16 protein-coding genes are annotated in these 17796 nt (G+C 58.3%); 15 read left to right on the plus strand and 1 reads right to left on the minus strand.

Annotated features, from left to right (window positions below; translation table 11 throughout):
- Positions 1 to 132 precede the first annotated feature (132 nt).
- From arfB to HMPREF1206_RS03600, 14 genes are all read left to right on the plus strand, one after another.
- Positions 133 to 576 carry an alternative ribosome rescue aminoacyl-tRNA hydrolase ArfB gene (gene arfB, locus HMPREF1206_RS03535; RefSeq protein WP_016422015.1) on the plus strand — a complete coding sequence of 148 codons (444 nt, stop codon included), beginning with the start codon at positions 133 to 135 and terminating at the stop codon, positions 574 to 576.
- Between the two features lie 41 nt (positions 577 to 617).
- Complete coding sequence (gene pdxY, locus HMPREF1206_RS03540; protein ID WP_231367172.1) at positions 618 to 1544, plus strand: pyridoxal kinase PdxY; 927 nt, start codon at positions 618 to 620, stop codon at positions 1542 to 1544.
- Between the two features lie 221 nt (positions 1545 to 1765).
- Positions 1766 to 3436: an ABC transporter substrate-binding protein gene (locus HMPREF1206_RS03545; protein WP_016422017.1), complete on the plus strand. Its 1671-nt coding sequence runs from the start codon at positions 1766 to 1768 to the stop codon at positions 3434 to 3436.
- Positions 3437 to 3562: 126 nt separating this feature from the next.
- Positions 3563 to 4510 (plus strand): ABC transporter permease, encoded by a 948-nt coding sequence (locus tag HMPREF1206_RS03550; RefSeq protein ID WP_016422018.1) that lies wholly within the window; start codon positions 3563 to 3565, stop codon positions 4508 to 4510.
- The gene (locus HMPREF1206_RS03555; RefSeq protein ID WP_016422019.1) at positions 4503 to 5330 is read left to right on the plus strand and encodes an ABC transporter permease; all 828 of its coding nucleotides are present in this window, start codon (positions 4503 to 4505) and stop codon (positions 5328 to 5330) included. The genes HMPREF1206_RS03550 and HMPREF1206_RS03555 overlap by 8 nt, the downstream gene beginning before the upstream one ends.
- Complete coding sequence (locus HMPREF1206_RS03560; RefSeq protein ID WP_016422020.1) at positions 5327 to 6277, plus strand: ABC transporter ATP-binding protein; 951 nt, start codon at positions 5327 to 5329, stop codon at positions 6275 to 6277. Before HMPREF1206_RS03555 ends, HMPREF1206_RS03560 begins: the two co-directional genes overlap by 4 nt.
- A complete protein-coding gene (locus tag HMPREF1206_RS03565; RefSeq protein WP_016422021.1) occupies positions 6274 to 7026 on the plus strand; it encodes an ABC transporter ATP-binding protein in 753 nt (250 codons plus the stop codon). The genes HMPREF1206_RS03560 and HMPREF1206_RS03565 overlap by 4 nt, the downstream gene beginning before the upstream one ends.
- A 164-nt stretch (positions 7027 to 7190) precedes the next feature.
- The gene (locus HMPREF1206_RS03570) at positions 7191 to 8189 is read left to right on the plus strand and encodes an ornithine cyclodeaminase (protein WP_070653449.1); all 999 of its coding nucleotides are present in this window, start codon (positions 7191 to 7193) and stop codon (positions 8187 to 8189) included.
- Positions 8190 to 8220: 31 nt separating this feature from the next.
- Entirely contained in the window at positions 8221 to 9714 is a 1494-nt protein-coding gene (locus tag HMPREF1206_RS03575) for a hypothetical protein (protein ID WP_016422023.1), read from the plus strand.
- A 20-nt stretch (positions 9715 to 9734) separates the two neighbouring features.
- On the plus strand, positions 9735 to 10820 hold the full coding sequence (locus HMPREF1206_RS03580) for a PLP-dependent cysteine synthase family protein (protein ID WP_080985592.1): 1086 nt from the start codon (positions 9735 to 9737) through the stop codon (positions 10818 to 10820).
- Positions 10817 to 12217: an MATE family efflux transporter gene (locus HMPREF1206_RS03585; RefSeq protein WP_016422025.1), complete on the plus strand. Its 1401-nt coding sequence runs from the start codon at positions 10817 to 10819 to the stop codon at positions 12215 to 12217. Before HMPREF1206_RS03580 ends, HMPREF1206_RS03585 begins: the two co-directional genes overlap by 4 nt.
- Before the next feature lie 214 nt (positions 12218 to 12431).
- Entirely contained in the window at positions 12432 to 13553 is a 1122-nt protein-coding gene (locus HMPREF1206_RS03590; protein ID WP_224783767.1) for an ABC transporter substrate-binding protein, read from the plus strand.
- 8 nt (positions 13554 to 13561) lie between these two features.
- Complete coding sequence (locus HMPREF1206_RS03595; RefSeq protein ID WP_016422027.1) at positions 13562 to 14698, plus strand: iron ABC transporter permease; 1137 nt, start codon at positions 13562 to 13564, stop codon at positions 14696 to 14698.
- A gap of 179 nt (positions 14699 to 14877) precedes the next feature.
- Positions 14878 to 15537, plus strand: a complete 660-nt coding sequence (locus HMPREF1206_RS03600; protein ID WP_080969612.1) for an ABC transporter ATP-binding protein — start codon at positions 14878 to 14880, stop codon at positions 15535 to 15537.
- Positions 15538 to 15648: 111 nt separating this feature from the next.
- Here HMPREF1206_RS03600 and HMPREF1206_RS03605 read toward each other — a convergent pair whose 3' ends face one another.
- Entirely contained in the window at positions 15649 to 16629 is a 981-nt protein-coding gene (locus HMPREF1206_RS03605) for a 1,4-dihydroxy-2-naphthoyl-CoA synthase (RefSeq protein ID WP_016422029.1), read from the minus strand.
- Between the two features lie 13 nt (positions 16630 to 16642).
- Here HMPREF1206_RS03605 and HMPREF1206_RS03610 point away from each other — a divergent pair, with 13 nt between their 5' ends.
- The gene (locus HMPREF1206_RS03610) at positions 16643 to 17668 is read left to right on the plus strand and encodes an o-succinylbenzoate synthase (RefSeq protein WP_016422030.1); all 1026 of its coding nucleotides are present in this window, start codon (positions 16643 to 16645) and stop codon (positions 17666 to 17668) included.
- Positions 17669 to 17796 lie beyond the last annotated feature (128 nt).

Consider the following 17796-nt stretch of genomic DNA (forward strand, 5'->3'; position numbering starts at 1 on the left):
CAATCCTGCCTTTTCTTGCTGTTTTTATAAGTGGATAAATGTTATTCGCCAGCTTAGGCGAGCATTTGTTGTTTAACAGCGGATTGGTGGAAGTGTGACCCGATTACAAACGCGCCCTCTACACTGGCCATCATGAAACCCCTGAAGATTCCACCAGGTCCCGGCATCCCAAAGGGCCTCGTCATCCCCGCGGCGGAGCTCACTGAACGCTTCGCGCGCTCCGGTGGGCCGGGCGGTCAGGGTGTTAACACCACCGACTCCAAGGTGCAGCTATCGGTGGATATCGCCGAGCTCAGCGTGCTGTCCGATGTCCACCGCCGCCGCGCTCTCCAGAACCTCAGCCACCGACTCGATGGCACCACCCTGACCGTGTCCGTCACCACGCAGCGCTCCCAGGTGCGCAACCGCGCGGAAGCCCGGCGTCGCTTGGCGGATCTCATCCGAGAAGCTGTGCAGCCACCGCCTCCGAGGCGCCGGCGGACTCGACCGAGTCGGGCCTCGATTGCCCGTCGTAAAGCGCAGAAGCAGCGCCGCTCCGAGCTCAAAGCCAGCCGACGTCGCCCCAGCGCCTACTAGGGAATATGGGTTTTTCGCGCATCCGTTGCAATATAGATGGTATGAGCGAAAACCAGGCCCCTACCGAAAAGGCAGCTGAAGCTGTTGCGGAGTTCAACCGTGTGCCCTCGATTCTGTCTATCCAGTCGCATGTGAGCTATGGCCACGTGGGCAACTCCGCTGCGGTCTTCCCGCTGCAGCGCGCAGGTTTTGAAGTGTGGCCGGTCCACACCGTCGATTTCTCCAACCACACCGGTTACGGCCAGTGGCGCGGCCCGATGATTCCGGCCACGGATGTGCGCGAGGTCATCAAGGGTATCGATGAGCTGGGCAAGCTTGACGACGTCAACGCGATTATTTCCGGCTACCAGGGCGGTAGCGATATTGCGGATGTCATCATCGAGGCCGTGGCGCTGGCCAAGGAGCGCAACCCGAAGGCCATTTACTCGTGTGACCCGGTGATGGGAAATGCCAAGAGTGGCTGCCACGTCTCGGATGACATTCCGCCGCTGCTGCGCGACAAGGTCGTGCCGGTGGCAGACGTGATTACGCCGAACCAGTTTGAGCTGGGATACCTGACGGGCCGCGAGGTCAGTGATCTGGAGTCCACCATTGCGGCAGCTCATGCTGCTCGGGAGCTCGGCCCGGAGGCCGTGCTGGTCACCAGCGTGCTGCGTCCGGAGCGCAAGGAGGACGAGATTGAGATGCTCGCCGTCAATGGCTCCGGTGCATGGTTGGTGGCGACGCCGTACCTGCCGCTGAAGCGCAACGGCTCTGGCGATGTCACGGCCGCGCTGTTTGCGGGCAACCTGCTGCGCGGTCGCGGTATTGACGGTGACCTCTCGGTAGCACTGGGCAACACCGCGGCCAGCATCTTTGAGCTGCTGAAGGTTACGCACGAGTCCGGCTCTGGTGAGCTGGAGCTCGTGCGCGCGCAGGAGGCCTACGTCCACCCGGAGCAGCGGTTTGAGGTTACGAAGGTAGCGTAGCGCTTTATAAGCGAATATAGGGGGAGTCGATGGCGGCAGCACTTATGTGTTGCCGCCATCGTCGTACCAGGTCTTCGGGATTTTTCTGCCTTTTACCTGGGTTCTAAACATTTGCGCAACAAGAAGAAAAGTTTTTGAACCATTGAAATAAAGTTTCCAATGAGTAGATAATGAAAACGGTTACTACTTAGTTGTGCCTATCCTTCAATAAAGGGGAGTAAATGTTTTCTACCCGCACGGGGCGAACCCTGGCTGTCTCGGTCTCTGCACTTGCGATTTGTGGCCTCGGGTTGACCGCCTGTTCGAACCCCGATGATAAGTCCGCCTCCGGTGCCGCCGGGGACTCCGGCGCCAGCGCCGAGCAGACCCTGGTCCTGCTGGATAACAACGAAACCGGCGGATACAACCCGGTTGCTGGTTACAGCAGGTCCGGCGATTCCCCGGTCTACGAGGGCCTTTTCCGGCTCAAGCCGGTGTCGGGTGACACCTCCACGAAGCCCGTCGACTTTGAGCCTCTGCTAGCCTCCGGCCCCGCCGAGCCGAGCAATGGCAACAAAACGTGGACCGTTCCAATCAAGGACGGAATCACCTTCTCCGACGGGACCACCTTCGGGCCGGAGGACGTCGTGGCGACCTACAAGGCCATCCTCGACGAGCGCTCGGCCTCCTCTGAGGCTCCGAACTGGGAAATGCTCGATGAGGTGCACGCCGACGGAGACAAGGTCGTCTTCGAGCTGAATATCCCGTACGCGGAATTCGATCACCAGCTCCTCAACGGCATCGCCCCGTCGGAGGCCTTCAACTTCGATGATTTGAAGCCCGCCGAGGACTCAGATCTCAATACCAAGCCCGTGGGAACTGGCCCGTTCAAGCTCGAATCTTTGCGTGCCGACGAGGCCATCTTCACGGCCCGCGAGGATTATCACGGCGGGGCCCCTGAGCTGAAGAAAGTCATTTACCGAGTCAATCAGGACGAAAACTCCCGTGCTCAGCAGCTGCGCGGCGGCGAGGGCGACGGAACCATTATGGAGCCGGCGTTGGCGCAGGAATTTGAAGGCCAGGAGGGATTCAAGGTCGAGTCGGCGCATTCGGCGGACTGGCGCGGAATCACCCTTCCAGCGGGCAACCCGGTCACCGGTGACCAGGCAATCCGCAATGCGGTCAACCTGGCTGTCAACCGTGAGGCCATGGCGAAAGACGTGATGAAGGGCCACGCGAAGCCGAACTCCACCTTCCTCGCGGACTTCTACGGCGACGCCTACGACCCGACCGCCGAGATCAAGCACGACACCGCGAAGGCCGAGAAGCTTCTCGACGACGCCGGGTGGAAGAAGGGCTCGGACGGCATCCGCGTCAAGGACGGCCAGCGCGCCGCGTTCGATGTCATCTACTTCCCGAACCGCGATCACGCCCGCACAGACCTGACGTTGGCCGCAGCCTCCGACCTGAAGAAGGTCGGCATTGAGGTCAATCCGGTCGCCCGTGATTCCAAGTCTGTCACCCGCGAGGACTACGCCAAGACCCCGGTCATGCTGGGAGGAGGCGGTACCCCGTACTCCGTCGACGGCCAGATCTACTCAATCTTGCACTCCAAGTACGCTGAGCCGGGTGCCGGTGCCAAGTGGGATAACGGCTCCGACTACGTCAACCCGGAGATCGACAAGCTGCTCGACCAGGCGCGCGTCGAAGCGGACCAGGCCAAGCGAGACGAGCTCTACCGTAAGATTCAGAAGCTCTACGCCGAAAAGCCCGCCATGCTGCAGCTGGTCTACGTTGACCATGTCTATGTCGAGCGCGACCGTGGCTACACGCACCCGGATGCCATCCTTGAGCCCCATGCCCACGGCCTGAACTTCGGCCCGTGGTTCAACCTGGGGGCATGGCACAAGTAAATGACAAAAGCCGAGCCACACCCACGTCCTCACCCTCGCTCGCGCCCGCACTCACACCCGCGTCTACACCCCTCTGAGCATCAACCCCGTTTCAAGAGCCGGAAACGGCAGGTCGCAGGAATCGTCGTGAGGCGAGTGCTGGTAGCCGTTCCCATCGTTGTGGCGGTGACGGCAGCAGTGTTCGCGCTGGCGGCGGTGAGCCCCTTCGACCCTTTGGATGCGTATCTCAAAGGTCAGGCGGGCAACCTGACCGAAGCGCAGAGAGTCTCGATTTCTCACCAGTTGGGGCTGGATAGGCCCTGGTGGGAGTCGTGGTTGGTGTGGCTGCAGGGCCTGGCGGTGGGCGACCTTGGCATTTCGAGGTCCTACTCACAGCCGGTGACGCAGGTGCTCGCCGAGCGTCTGCCGTGGACGATGCTGCTCGGCGCCTGCGGACTTGCCGGAGCTATCGCGCTGTCATTCGTTCTGGCACTGTGGGCTGCGGTGCGGCGCGGGGGAGTGCTAGACCGGCTAGTCCTGTCGATCTCGACGGTGATTCAGGCGACCCCGCCCTTCGTCGTTGCACTCGGCGGCCTCGGCCTTTTTGCGTTGGCCTGGAAGCTATTTCCCACCGGAGGCCTGACCTACCCGGGCGAGCCCGTGACTTTCTCCTCTACAGTGGCGCACCTTACGCTGCCAGCTGTCGTTCTTGCGATTACGCAGGTGCCGTGGCTGGTGCTGTCGTTGCGTGAGTCCATCGTCGAGGTCATGGACTCCGGCGCGGTCACCGGAGCGCAGGTCCGCGGCATTCCGCGCCGAACGATCATTTTCTCCCATATCCTGCCGACCGCAGTGCCGCCTTTCCTCGCGCTCATCGGCGCGCGACTGTCTGAGCTGGTCGTCGGATCGACACTGGTGGAGGCGGTCTTCGCGTGGCCTGGGCTCGGAACCGCGCTGGTCAAATCGGCTCAGAGCTTGGACTTTCCGCTGCTGAGCATTCTCACTATCGCGACGACGGCTATCGTCCTGCTCGGAAATCTGCTTGCCGACGTCGCCTTCGTCGTCCTCGACCCACGGGTGGATGCAGATGCTTAAAACGACAAAGAGGCCGGTCGCCCCGGTCGTGGCCGTGGCGTGCCTGGTCCTCATCGCTGCCTACGCCTTTTTAACTCCGCTGTTTCACGACTCCGACCTGGTGCTCACCGACTTCGCCAATTCCGGTGTCGCCCCGGGGCCTGAGCACTTCTTCGGTACCGATTCGAAGGGGCACGACGTTTTCGTTCGAGTTGCTGCGGGAATGCGCATTTCCCTTTTCATTGCACTGGTCACGGCAGTGTGCTCGGCGATCGTCGGTATCGTCCTCGGCGTTACCGCAGGCATGCTCGGCGGGCGCGTCGACCGCGTCATTATGCGCAGCGCCGACGTCACCAACGCGCTGCCGCACCTGCTACTGGGGCTGCTCATCGTCAGCCTTTTCCGAGGCTCGGTCCCCGCAATCATCATCTCCCTGGTACTGACGCACTGGGTGACCATCACCCGAACGGTCCGTGCGTCCGTGCTGCATCTGCGGGGCGCCGAGTTCGTCGAGGCCGCGCTCCTGTCCGGAATGAGCCGCGCACGCGTGCTAGCTCGGCACGTTGTTCCGGCGGCACTGGGGCAGTCCTTGGTCGGCCTTATCTTGCTGATCCCGCACGCAATCTGGCACGAGTCGACGCTGTCTTTCCTTGGGGTGGGCCTGCCGCCGCACAAGCCGTCTCTCGGGACTCTGCTTGCCGACGCCGAGGGCGCCCTGCTTCTCGGCCATTGGTGGATTTTGGTGTTTCCCTCGTTTTTCCTCGTCGCCACAACGTTGTGTATTGCGGCCGTCGGCACGCATTTGAAGGAGCGGGTGACCGGACAGGAGGTGCTGGTGTGAGTGCTCGGGAGGGCGTCGGCAAGCGAGAGAAGCTGCTGGACATTGAGAGACTGACAGTGCGGATTCCCCTGCGCGGTGGTGACGTGGTGCATGCCGCGACGGGCGTGTCCCTGACTGTGGGTAGGGGAGAGGTCGTCGCGGTTGTGGGTGAGTCGGGCTGCGGAAAGTCGATTATTGCCTCGGCGGTGGTTGGCATGCTGCCGCCGCACGCGAGAGTAGAGGGGCAGGTGCGTTTCTATCCGCGCGAAGGGGCAGCTGACAGTGGTGCAGAAGCGGAGAGGAACGCCGAGCCCATCGAAATTCTGGCGCGGCGACGTACCGGCGCGGGCCTTGCTCGCACTGACGAGGAGCTGGCGGGGCGGCAAATCGCGCTAGTACCGCAGTCGGCGGCGACGTTTTTGACACCGGTGCGCACGGTCGGGGCACAGCTAAAAGAAACAATTTCCGTTCTGGGACGCAACCACACGGTGGAGGAGATGCTGCGGCGAGTCAGCCTGGATGCGGAGGTCGCGGCGCTGTATCCCCACGAACTTTCCGGGGGTATGGCGCAGCGCGCAGCAGTGGCATTCGCCCTGGCTGGCGACCCTGCTCTGGTGATTGCTGACGAGCCGACGGCCTCCCTCGACCCCGACCTGACCATGGCCCTGCTGCGCATGCTTCGCCAAATCGCCGACAGTGGTGTGGGAGTCATGCTAATTACGCACGACATTTCCGAGCTGCGCGATAGCGGCATCGCCGACCGAGTTGCAGTGATGTACGCATCGCGCCTTGAGGAGACGGGACCGGCAAAACAGGTGATTGAGGCCCCAGCCAGCGAATACATGCGCGACCTGCTCGCAGCGCTGCCCGAAAACGGCATGCGGCCGATGCCCGGCGTGGTGCCGAGCTTGACGAACCTGGACGAGGACTATTGCTACGCGCGCAGGCTCGAGGAGGCGGGGAAATGAACGAGGAGGCTGTGGTGAGTAAGGCGTTGGTGAGTGAGCAGGCTTCGGTGAGCTGTGACGCGCAGGCGAGTGGCAAAGCGCTGGTCGCCGAGAACGTGTCGAAGTCATTCGGCGCCAAGGACGGCTCTGCGAGAGTCGTTTTATCGGACGTTTCCATCAGGGTTGATCCAGGGCAGATCGTCGGGCTTCGTGGGCCTTCGGGGGCTGGCAAGTCCACGCTCGGCCGTATCCTCGCAGGCCTGGAAGTGCCCGATTTAGGGCAGTGCTTCTGCGACGGGGTGCCGGTCGGCGCTGTGCGCAGCCGCGCCGGGCAGCGGGTTCGTGGCCAGATTGGGATGGTGTTTCAGTCTCCCCGAAGGTCCTGCGACCCGCGGATGACTTTGGGGCGCACCATTCGCTCAGCCGCACGACAGGGGCGGCAAGGGCGACGGGATGGTCAGCGAACCGGGAAAAGTGTGGACATCGACGAGCTCATCCGAAACGTTGGGCTGACTCCGGACCTTCTCGATCGCTTCCCTAGCCAGGTCTCAGACGGGCAGCTCCAGCGTGCCGCAGTCGCTCGCACCCTGGCCGCCGGTCCACGCTACCTCATCTGCGACGAGATGACCGCCATGCTCGACGCCGCCAACTCCGCGGCAATCGTCGAGGTCATCCGGGATTTCGCCGTATCTGGCGGCGGTGTTCTCATGATTAGCCATGAACACAGGCTTCTCGCCGCCGTGTGCGACGGCGTCGTCGCCTTAGAGTAGCGATATTGCTTAGCGCCCAGCTTGGAGTCATTGAACCTTCACTGCCTGTGATCGCCGATAGAATTTAGGAATTAGGGTAGCCATACCTATGACAGGTAGTGTAGGCTCTCCTTTTGTTGGTTGAATGGTTGGCTATCAATCGTTACTTGCTTGAAGGACTTCTATTGATTGATTCAAAAACTCCAAAGCTTCGACTTTTGACCCGATCGGACTTGGAAGATATCGAACTCGAACCTTCGCTGGTTATCCGTGCAGTAGAAGATGGATACTTGGCATTCGCGGAAGGTTCCTCGCAGTGCCCGACAAAAATGATGATTGACTTACCGGTTGAGAGCCGGGACTCGATTGCTTTTTCGATGCTCGGTTTTGATGCCAACCGTGATCTCGTTGGATACAAGACCTCTTATCGCCACGGAAGCGACAACCCAGATAAGTACTACACCACCATTAGTCTCTACGACGATGAAAGCGGCATGCCATACGCGCTAATGGACTGCCAAAAAGTTGGAGCCTCGCGAACTCCCGCTACGACAGCATTGATTGCGCGAGAATGTGCACGCGCTGATGCGAAGACTGTGACTGTTTTTGGCACTGGGATTCAGTCAGTTAACACACTTTCCTACTTGGTCACAGCAGTGCCGAGCCTCGAAAAACTACAGCTGCATGGAACTCATCCGGGAGGATTAGAAAAAAGCCGGAAGTCGCTTAATCACTGGTTTCCCGAGCGGAATATCGAACTAGTTGAACGCGATGATGCTTCTGTTATGAAGGCAGTTCAAAGCAGCGATATCACCGTAGTTGCTTCCGGTCGTGCCTGGCACCCATCGATTCAAACTGAATGGATTCCCGAAGGTGGGCTGCTAATTTCTGTTGCTTCCAAGGGAATTGCGGATGGTGCTGTTGCTGCTGCAGACAGGGTAATTGCTACTAGTGCCGGACAGTTCGAGCTAGTTGGGCAGCGATTGCTCCAGGGCAAAGAAGTGGAATTGGATGCAACACTACCCGATATTCTCGCGCGAAAGGCCCCAGGGCGCACGAATGAAACTGACCGAGTTTTTGCATTCTCGACGGGAATGATTATTACGGATATTCCAGTTGCTCAGGAACTTGCGGTTCGTGCATTTTCTGCTGGGCGAGGTACGGAGGTGTCGCTATGGTCGTAACGCTCGCTGTCGGCACTACGGGAAATGAAAAGTGAACGATAAAACTTTTGCTTCTACACCCTCTGTGCCCAAGACCTCGACCCTGGTCCCGAAACAACGTGACTGGGCGAAAGATTTACTGTCAATTCCAAGTGACGGCGTCTCGGAACTAACTCGTTTAGCCACACTAGCGGCAGGGCCTTTTCATGTTCTAAATACTCAGGTTTTTCGCCAGAATTTGAATGCTTTTGCTGCTGTTTGCGAGCGTCACGGAGTCGACTCGCATATCTACTTCGCTCACAAAGCAAATAAGTCTGCGTGCTGGATCCCCGCAGTCGCCGAAGAGGGGCATCGCGTAGATGTTGCGAGCGGGGAGGAGCTCACCGGCGCTTTAGGCGCTGGTGTGTGTGCTGCCGACTTAGTTGTTACGGGTGCGGAAAAATCGCAATCGCTTTTGACTCTTGCTCTCAGGCAGAGAGTTCTAATTGCAGTAGATTCTCCGAGCGAACTATTCCGAATTAATTCGCTGGCTAAGGATCTTGGAGTCGTTGATGCTCCGGTGTTGATTAGGTTACTGCCTGAAGAACAGCCTGAGACTCGCTTCGGCACCTCCATGGCACAGTGGCTTCGAGAGCTTGAGGCCCTGCGAGAACAATCTAGTAATGGGATTGACTGTAGGGGCGTGACCTTCCATTTGAACGGATACAGTCCCGCTCAGCGTAACCGCCAAGCACATAAAGCTTTGGATTTTATGGAAATTCTTCGAATTAAAGGATGGACGGCAGAGATGCTGGACATAGGTGGAGGATTTTCGGTTCAGTATTGTGAGCCATCCCAGTGGGAAATGTTTCGGGAAAAGGTTATTGATTCACCGGATAAGCGAGACTATTTTCATTCTGGTCGAATTCCAGAAGGGCTTTATCCGTATGGTGGGCAGGGCAATGATGGCCCTGAAATGTTAGATGAAATTCTTTCAGGAGTAGCTAATTCGCCTTCAGTTGAGAGGATTGATAAAACTAGCACTTCGCTTGCGGAACGGCTAAAAAATGGGCGATTTCAGTTGGCCATTGAACCAGGCCGAGCGGCGTTAGATGGTTGTGGATTGAGCGTTTTTCCAATTCAGGGTGTGAAATGGAGAGACGACTACATAATTATTACTGTTGCGGGTTTAAGTATGAGCCTTTCTGAGCAATGGAAAGGCAGTGAATACATGCCTGACATGACGTTATGGGAGAATCCCGGCTCAGATGATGGCGCCAATTACATGGGCAGGCCTAGCGGTGGCAGTAATTGTCTATCGCGCTCGGTTGGTGTCTGTGTTGGCGGAAGTAGCTGTATGGAATATGACATGCTCACTTGGCGAAAGGTCCAAATGAATCGAATTCCGAGAGTTGGGGATTTGGTTATTTATCACAATACGGCTGGTTATCAGATGGACAAAAATGAAAGCGAATTTCATCAAATTCGCCTGCCCATGCGGTTTGTTTGGGAAGGTCGGGGAAGCTTGCCGAAAATAGATAGGCCTTTATATCGGGAATTGGTTTAAATGTCTAATTGGGGTCTGTCATGATTGATTTTCCATATTCTGAAAAAAAATTAAGAAAACCTTGCGCAACATGTTCGCTTGAGAGTTGTAGTTTAATTGGAAACACGCCAATTCTTGAACTGTGTAATACCGGATCCGGAAGCCGGTTATTACTGAAGATGGATTGCCTAAATCCGACGGGAAGCGTAAAGGTGCGAATGGCGCTGGAGATGATTGTTGCTGCGGAGATCTCCGGCGAGCTCAAGCCGGGCGGAAGAATCATTGAACCCACTAGTGGAAACACTGGTTTAGGTCTGGCATTTGTGGCCTCTCAGCGGGGATACAAGTTTACGGCGATTGTGGATCATCACGCTGCTAAGGACAAGCTGCGTTCCATGCAAGCACTTGGAGCAGAGTTGGTCTTCGTCGGGGATAAAGAATCCTGTGTTCCGTCTACGAGCCTTAGACGTGCGAAGGCCGCAGAAATTGTCGCCGAGACCTCGGATGCATGGTGGCCAGATCAGCACAATAATCCCAACAACCCAGCTGGTTACTGGCAGCTTGCATACGAACTCGATGAGCAAATCCCAGAAAAGGTTGACGTTCTCGTTGCGGCAATCGGAACGGGCGGGACGTTGTGCGGTACAACGGAACATCTGAGGAAGCTTGGGCATACCGCCGAGTCGTTGGCTGTTGAACCCGAAGGCTCCATCATTTTTGGTGGGGTGCCAGGGGCATATAAGCAATCAGGTGCCGGTGCTCCGTCGGGTTTCAAAATCGGCAATAACGTCCGCTACAACCTCATCGACCATGGAGTCAAAGTTAGCGATGTCAAGGCATTCGCTGTGGCCCGAGTGTTGGCTAGGGAACATGGGCTCATGGTTGGAGGCACAGCAGGTGCTGCAATCTACGAAGGTTTGCGTCATCTACACGAGTTTCAGGCAGGAACAACAATGGTCGTCATTGTTTGTGATGCTGGTGAGAAATATCTCGACACAATTTTTGATACTGATTGGCTTCAGAAAAATCATTTGTATTCAGAAGTTATGGAGCGTCAAGTTTCGCGAATGCTCAGAGCCTATGGTGATTCTCGTGCCATTGCTAGTTCCTTCGAGGTGGCCGGGTGATAAAACCAGCTCGTGCAATTGGCCAGCAAACCGTGTCCTACCGTGATGTCTATTCGCTTGCGCTACCCATCGCGGGCGTTCAGCTAGCGGGGGTTGCGCTAACCACGACCGATGTGCTGATGCTGCAGACCCTCGGTGTAGTGGCAATTGCCGGCGGCGGACTCGCAATGCAGTTCTACAACCAGATTCGCACCATGTGTGTCGGTATGGTCACCGCCGGAGGCAACCTAGTAGCCGAGGCCGCGTCGGAGTGGGAAAAGACAGGCGAGGAAGTTGCGGCTGAGCGAATCCGCCAAGCGGTACGCAGTTGCATGGCCGTCGGTACCGCAACTGCAATCATTGGTGGCCTCATCGTGATTTCATTTGGTGCGCTTGCACTCATCTTGCCCATCGACGACACTGTTGCCGAGCTAGCGTTCTCGATGACGGTCGCGCTTGCACCAGGCCTTATCCCGATGATTTGGCTCAATGTCCTGCGGCAGTTTGCAGTCGGCATGCGTCGGCCGGGCTCTCTGCTGGTGGTTACGCTCATCTCCATCGTTGTCAACGCTGCTCTCAACGCTGGATTCCTCCGGCTAACAAGTGTCAATGAATGGGGAACTGCATGGGGACTGGTGGGCATCGGTCTGTCGACCACCTGCGTCCAGGTTTTTACCCTGCTGTCCTTTGCTGGCTTGCTGCAAAGAGACCGTCAGCTACGGAAATTCTTCGCGGTCATTCCGAGGCCCGGCGACGCAGCATGCATGAGGCGCATTATTCGGCTTGGGATTCCAGTTTCGCTTACCTACGGCTCTGAAGCTGCGATTACTACTATCGCAGGTCTAGCGATGGGCCTGGTTAGCCCAGTCATGCTGGCAGCGCACACCGTTGTTAACCAACTCGCTTATATCGTCTACCAAGTATGTATCGGCTTCTCGCACGGAGGATCTATACTGGTCAGCCGTGCATTAGCGGATGGTGCCGAGGCAGTCAAACAGGTATCACGTCGGGTTTTGCACGCAGTGGGTATTTATCTTGCCGTCGTCGGTTTGCTCTGGTTGCTACTGGGCAAGTACGTCGTTGGACTGTTCCTTACTGATTCCAACGTTAGTGCCAATCCCGATGTACGCCATATAGCGACAATCTTGTTGTGCCTTGCCGTGCTTCAGCAGTTCGCTAAAGGCTCCCAGAACGTGCTGGTGGGGCTCCTTCGTGGGCTGCGCGACACGAAGTCGGGTCTCAGTGCGACCCTTTGGGGCTACTGGGCGGTGGGGGTTCCAGCTCTCCTGATTCTTGGCCTTGGCCTTCGTTGGGAAGGATATGGCGTTTGGGTTGGGCTCATCCTTGGCTTTTCCACGACCGCTGCTCTGCTTTACCGCGCTCTGCAGCGTCACCTGCAACCCACTAGTTCCGTGTGACGGCCGAAGCTTCGTAACACCCATCCAGAAATAGTCTGAACCATCCACGTAAAGATGACGTTTTCCCTCTACCGAAGGGGATCCGAGGAGCTGAATATGCGGTCGACTGACCGCCTGCTCCGGAAAGAAGAAAATGAAGGTTAGTTCTCCTCTTACTCCAAGCGTGCTACTGCGTGACTTCCCCGCAAGGGTGCTTTTCGCGGTACTCCTATGCATGTCGCTCGTCCTTCTCGCCGCTTGCTCAGATGGAAATGGAGACGCATCCGCTAGCAGTGAGAAGCGTACCGTCGTCGATGCGCTAGGACGCGAAGTTAAAGTCCCGCAGAATGTCGAGCGAATCCTGATGGGCGGGCAGAAGATGCTTTACACGACGGCGCTTCTGAACCCAGACAATCCAACTGACAAGATCGTTGCCTGGCCAGAGGACCTGAAGGAAAACGACAAAGCCACTTACGACCGCTACGTTGAGAAGTTCCCCAAGATCAAGGACATCCCGACCACAGGCGAGATTTACAACAACACTATGTCGCTGGAACAGGCTCTGGAGTCCCGACCCGATGTCTTCGTAGTAAATGCGGGTGTCTTCGACGCGGCTAAAGATGCTGGAATCGTTGATGGATTAGAAAAGGCAGGCGTGCCGACGGTGACTGTCGACTACTTCATTGACCCAGTGAAAAACACCGAGCCCAGTATTCGAATGATGGGACAACTGCTGGGGCGTGAAAAGCAGGCGGAAGACTTTATCAACTACTACGAGAAGAAGGTCAACAAGGTCGCTGACCGCCTTGCCGAGAAGAAACCAGCACCGACACCGACATTCCTGTGGCGAGCACCCGGTTACTTTGACTGCTGCTCAACCTTCGCCAAGTCCAACCTGGCGCAGATTGTCAATTTTGCCGGTGGACTAAACCTTGGCGACGAAATGATTGATGCGAAGCAAGGGCAGGTATCGCCAGAGGCATTGGCCGGGAAGAATCCTGAAGTCATCATTGCCACAGGCGCAGACTGGGATCAGGGTAAGACTCCGGTCAAGGAAGGAAATTACGTACCGCTGGGTTACTCGGAATCGAAGGAAGAGGCGCAAAAGGCCCTTCACGATGTCGTCGGTAAGCAACCCGCTGTGCGTGAAGTCGACGCGGTGAAAAGTAAGCGTACTTTCGTCGCATGGCATCATTTTTACGATTCGCCATATAACTTCCTGGCAGTCGAGATGTTTGCAAAGGCCATGCACCCGGACTTGTTCGGCGACATTGACACTGAACGAGAGGTACAGGACCTGCACGATAAGTTCCTGCCAATCGAGGCCTCGGGCACCTTCTGGACTGGGCTGGAGTGATGTCGAACATGCAAGTTTCGCACGGAAACCTGGCAACAACGCAGGGGAGCGGAGACGCCGTTCGCGGGGAGCAGGAAGTCAGCCCTGATAGAGTAATGGTGCAGTCAACTTTTCACTGGTATCAGCGCGCAGCACGGAAGAAGTGGGTGATAATCGCTCTGATTACTGTGGTGTTGGCTTTGACATCGCTTGCTGACTTTCTACTCGGTGGCGGTAGCATGCCTGCCAGCGAAGTTTTGCATACATTGACCCATCCGGTTGGTGCGCGACCCATTGACCACCAGATTGTTTTCGACATTCGGCTTCCGATGACCGTGACTGCAGTGCTCGTCGGAGCGACGCTGGCAGCGGCGGGCTCACAAATGCAGACAATTCTGGGAAATCCCCTGGCCGAGCCGTACACCCTGGGCGTGTCAGCGGCGGCCGGATTCGGTGCTGCCCTGGCTGTGGTCACCGGCTTCGCTTCTGAGGGAATCGGTGCGGTGCTGGGGATGGCCGGGACTGCGTGGGTGTTCGCGATGCTGGCCTGCGCTGCGATTCTGCTCTTTTCCCGATTTCGTGGCCCAGGAGTCGAGGGGATGATTCTCCTCGGTATCGCGATTGTATTCTTTTTCGACGCTCTACTGGCCCTGATGCAATACCTGGCCTCGGAGACGCAGTTGGAACAGGTTGTGTTCTGGACGATGGGTAGTCTCACCCGCTCGAACTGGACGCAGATTGCGTTGCTCGCGGTGATATTCGTGATGGGGCTACTCTTCTTTTACCTCAATGCCTGGTCGCTGACTGCATTCCGGATGGGCGATGACCGCGCAAAAGCCCTTGGCGTAGACGTTGATCGACTGCGTGCGCTGACCCTTATCGTGGTGTCCTTTATGGCGGCAACCGCTGTGTCGATGGCCGGTACGATTGGATTTATCGGTCTCGTCGGCCCACACGTTGCGCGCTTATTGGTAGGCGAAGATCAACGTTATTTTCTTACTGCTTCGACTTTGGTAGGGGCGCTGCTTCTGGTTGCGGCATCGGCAGTGTCGAAGGTGATTCAACCGGGTGTAATTCTTCCCGTAGGCATTATTACCGCAATTGTAGGAGTGCCCGTATTTGTCGCGATTATCGCTGGCCAGAGGAGGAAAATGTGGGTTGGCTAAAGGCAAGTCGCTTTGTCGGGAACGACGCTGTACATGGTCATCACGACAGCCCCAGTAAACCTGACGGTAAACCCCTCGGCGAAACCCCTCCAGAATCGTCCGCTCTTAGCGCGCGAGGAGTGTCTTTTGCTTACGACGGCCATCATGTCCTGCACAATGTCGACGTTGGGCCTCTTCCGATGGGAAGCGTGACTGCGTTGGTCGGTCCCAACGGAGCTGGCAAATCGACACTGCTGAGGTGTTTGGCGGGCCTTGAAAACTGCTCGGGGCAGGTACGTGCTGAAAGATCTCTATATTTGCCACAGGACCCTCCGCCGCTGAGCTCATTGACCGTGTACGAAAGCGTCCTGCTTGCCCGGCAACAGTCATTTTCTGGGTTTTCCGCACTGCGTGTCGGATCCACAGTGCGGGCAGAAGTGCAGGCCACCATTGAACGACTTGGGTTGGTTGCGTTGTCATCGCGGCTGATGTCTGAGTTGTCTGGGGGACAGCGGCAGTTGGTGAGTTTTGCGCAGGCGGTTGTGCGACGACCTCGGGTATTGCTTCTCGACGAGCCCACCAGCGCACTCGACCTGCGTAACCAATTGATGCTTCTCGGGCAGGTACGCAAGTGTGCGCGGGAATTGCCCTGCGCGGTAGTGATGACACTTCATGACCTGGGGCAAGCGGCGCGCTTTTGCGAACATGTGGTTGTTCTAGCCGATGGTCGGGTCAGCAGTGCAGGGCCTCCGGCAGAGGTCATTAATGAAGCTATGCTGCGAGAGGTTTATCAGGTAGAAGGTGCGGTGCTCCCGACTCGCAATGGCGGGCTGGCGGTCGAAGCGTCGGAGGCACTCTAGCGCAGACCCGTGACTGTAGCGCACGCTCTCGGCTGTTCTACAGCCACGAATGAGCGCTAAAGTGCAGGGCCCGACGAGCGCCCCAGCCGGCGCCCCCCCCCCTAACTGCCCCTAGTAGTAGAACGGGAACTCGTCCCAGTTCGGGTCACGCTTTTCCAGGAACGCTTCCTTGCCCTCGACGGCCTCGTCGGTCATGTACGCCAGGCGAGTAGCCTCGCCCGCGAAGACCTGCTGGCCCATCAGTCCGTCATCGGTCAGGTTGAAAGCGAACTTCAGCATGCGCTGCGCCGTTGGGGACTTACCGTTGATCATGCGGCCCCACTCCACCGCGACATCTTCCAGCTCAGCGTGGTCGGCGACCTCGTTGACAGCGCCCATGCGGTGCATGGTCTCAGCGTCGTAGGAACGGCCGAGGAAGAAAATCTCGCGGGCAAACTTCTGACCAACCTGCTTCGCCAGGTAGGCCGAGCCATAGCCGGCATCGAAAGATCCCACGTCAGCGTCGGTCTGCTTAAAGCGGGCCTCCTGGCGGGATGCCAGTGTCAGGTCACACACCACGTGCAGGGAGTGTCCGCCACCTGCGGCCCAACCATTGACCACGGCAATGACAACCTTCGGCATAGTGCGAATCAGGCGCTGCACCTCCAGGATGTGCAGGCGGCCACCCTCGACCTTGGCACGCGCGGTATCGATGGTGGATGCGTCCGCGGTAGCGTCGTCATGCTCGTGGGATGTGGCGTACTGGTAGCCGGAACGACCGCGAATGCGCTGGTCACCACCCGAACAGAATGCCCAGCCACCGTCCTTGGTGCTCGGGCCGTTACCGGTCAGCAGCACAACGCCGACATCCGGGGTGCGACGCGCGTGGTCGAGCGCGCGGTAGAGCTCATCGACGGTATGCGGGCGGAATGCGTTACGAACCTCCGGGCGATCAAACGCAATACGCACAATGCCGTTTTCGCGGCCCTCGCCGACGTGGCGGTGGTAGGTGATGTCGGTCAAATCCTCAAAACCATCAACCGTCTTCCACTGCTCGGGGCGGAAGGGGTTATCGGTCGAGTACTTCGCGGTATCAGTCATGGCTTCCAGCATAAAGGTCTCTAGCATGAGGGGTATGTCTGTGTCCGCTGCGCCCAACATCCAGCTTCCGCCCATCGATGACATCCTCGACCGCGCCCACGTCGTCGCGCTGCCCATGGCAGTGAAATTCCGTGGCGTCACCACCCGCGAGGCACTCCTCATCGACGGCCCCGTCACCTGGGGCGAGTTCGCTCCCTTCCTGGAATACGAGGCGTCCGAGGCCGCCGCGTGGCTGCGCTCGGCCATCGAATGCGCATACGTCGGCCTGCCCATCCCGAAGCGCGAGTTTGTCGAGGTCAACGCCACCATCCCCGCCGTCACACCCGACCAGGTGCCGGAGGTCGTGGCGCGCTACCCCGGGTGCCGCACGTTTAAGGTCAAGGTCGCAGAGAGCGGCCAATCGCTTAACGACGACATCGAGCGCGTAGCCGCCGTCCGCACCGCGGTGGCCGAAGCCTATGGCTATGAACCTGTGGTGCGGGTGGATGCGAATCGTGGCTGGTCGGTGGAGCAGGCCATCCGCGCCGCTCATGAGTTGGGGCCGCTGGAGTACATGGAGCAGCCCGTTGCGACTGTCGCCGAGCTCCGCGCGGTCCGCGACACAGTGGGGGAGTTTTGCCCGATTGCTGCCGATGAGTCGATTCGCAAGGCCGAGGATCCGTATTTGGTTGCGCGCGAACAGGCGGCGGACGTGGGCGTAATGAAGGTCGCGCCGCTTGGTGGACCACGCTGCTTGCTTCGGTTGGCCGAGGAGCTCGCGATGAAGGTGACGGTCGCCAGCGCCCTGGACACCGGTGTTGGCATGGCCGCCGGTTTGTTCACGGCGGCGGCCCTGCCTGCCACAGAGCTGCAGCCGGAGCCGAACGCGGCGGGTTTGGCCACGTCCTCGCTGTTTATCGAGGACGTCATCGAGCCCCGGCCACTTATCGATGGCCGACTGCCCGTCACCAACCCCGCTCCCGACCCTTCCCGCCTGGCCGAGCTCGCCGCGCCGGGCCCCCGCCGCGATTGGTGGTTCGACCGCCTCCGCGCGGCGTACGCCCATCTATAACGCCAAGAAAGTGACTAGGTTTATGACACTTTGAGCCCGAAAAACGGCTGGTAGGGTCAGGCGGTCATTGCATCATGGATAACACCAGAGATTACCTCCCGGGGAGTTAACCCGTCGAGCACTACCCG

The organism is Corynebacterium sp. HFH0082 (assembly GCF_000411235.1).
Taxonomy (GTDB): domain Bacteria; phylum Actinomycetota; class Actinomycetes; order Mycobacteriales; family Mycobacteriaceae; genus Corynebacterium; species Corynebacterium jeikeium_D.

Excerpts from the sequence above, each read along its gene's own strand:
- HMPREF1206_RS03545 (WP_016422017.1), top strand. The coding sequence starts at position 1,766 with ATGTTTTCTACCCGCACGGGGCGAACCCTGGCTGTCTCGGTCTCTGCA.
- HMPREF1206_RS03580 (WP_080985592.1), top strand. The coding sequence starts at position 9,735 with ATGATTGATTTTCCATATTCTGAAAAAAAATTAAGAAAACCTTGCGCA.
- HMPREF1206_RS03555 (WP_016422019.1), top strand. The coding sequence starts at position 4,503 with ATGCTTAAAACGACAAAGAGGCCGGTCGCCCCGGTCGTGGCCGTGGCG.
- HMPREF1206_RS03610 (WP_016422030.1), top strand. The coding sequence starts at position 16,643 with ATGAGGGGTATGTCTGTGTCCGCTGCGCCCAACATCCAGCTTCCGCCC.
- arfB (WP_016422015.1), top strand. The coding sequence starts at position 133 with ATGAAACCCCTGAAGATTCCACCAGGTCCCGGCATCCCAAAGGGCCTC.
- HMPREF1206_RS03600 (WP_080969612.1), top strand. The coding sequence starts at position 14,878 with ATGGGAAGCGTGACTGCGTTGGTCGGTCCCAACGGAGCTGGCAAATCG.
- HMPREF1206_RS03595 (WP_016422027.1), top strand. The coding sequence starts at position 13,562 with ATGCAAGTTTCGCACGGAAACCTGGCAACAACGCAGGGGAGCGGAGAC.
- pdxY (WP_231367172.1), top strand. The coding sequence starts at position 618 with ATGAGCGAAAACCAGGCCCCTACCGAAAAGGCAGCTGAAGCTGTTGCG.
- HMPREF1206_RS03605 (WP_016422029.1), bottom strand. The coding sequence starts at position 16,629 with ATGCTGGAAGCCATGACTGATACCGCGAAGTACTCGACCGATAACCCC.
- HMPREF1206_RS03565 (WP_016422021.1), top strand. The coding sequence starts at position 6,274 with ATGAACGAGGAGGCTGTGGTGAGTAAGGCGTTGGTGAGTGAGCAGGCT.
- HMPREF1206_RS03590 (WP_224783767.1), top strand. The coding sequence starts at position 12,432 with ATGTCGCTCGTCCTTCTCGCCGCTTGCTCAGATGGAAATGGAGACGCA.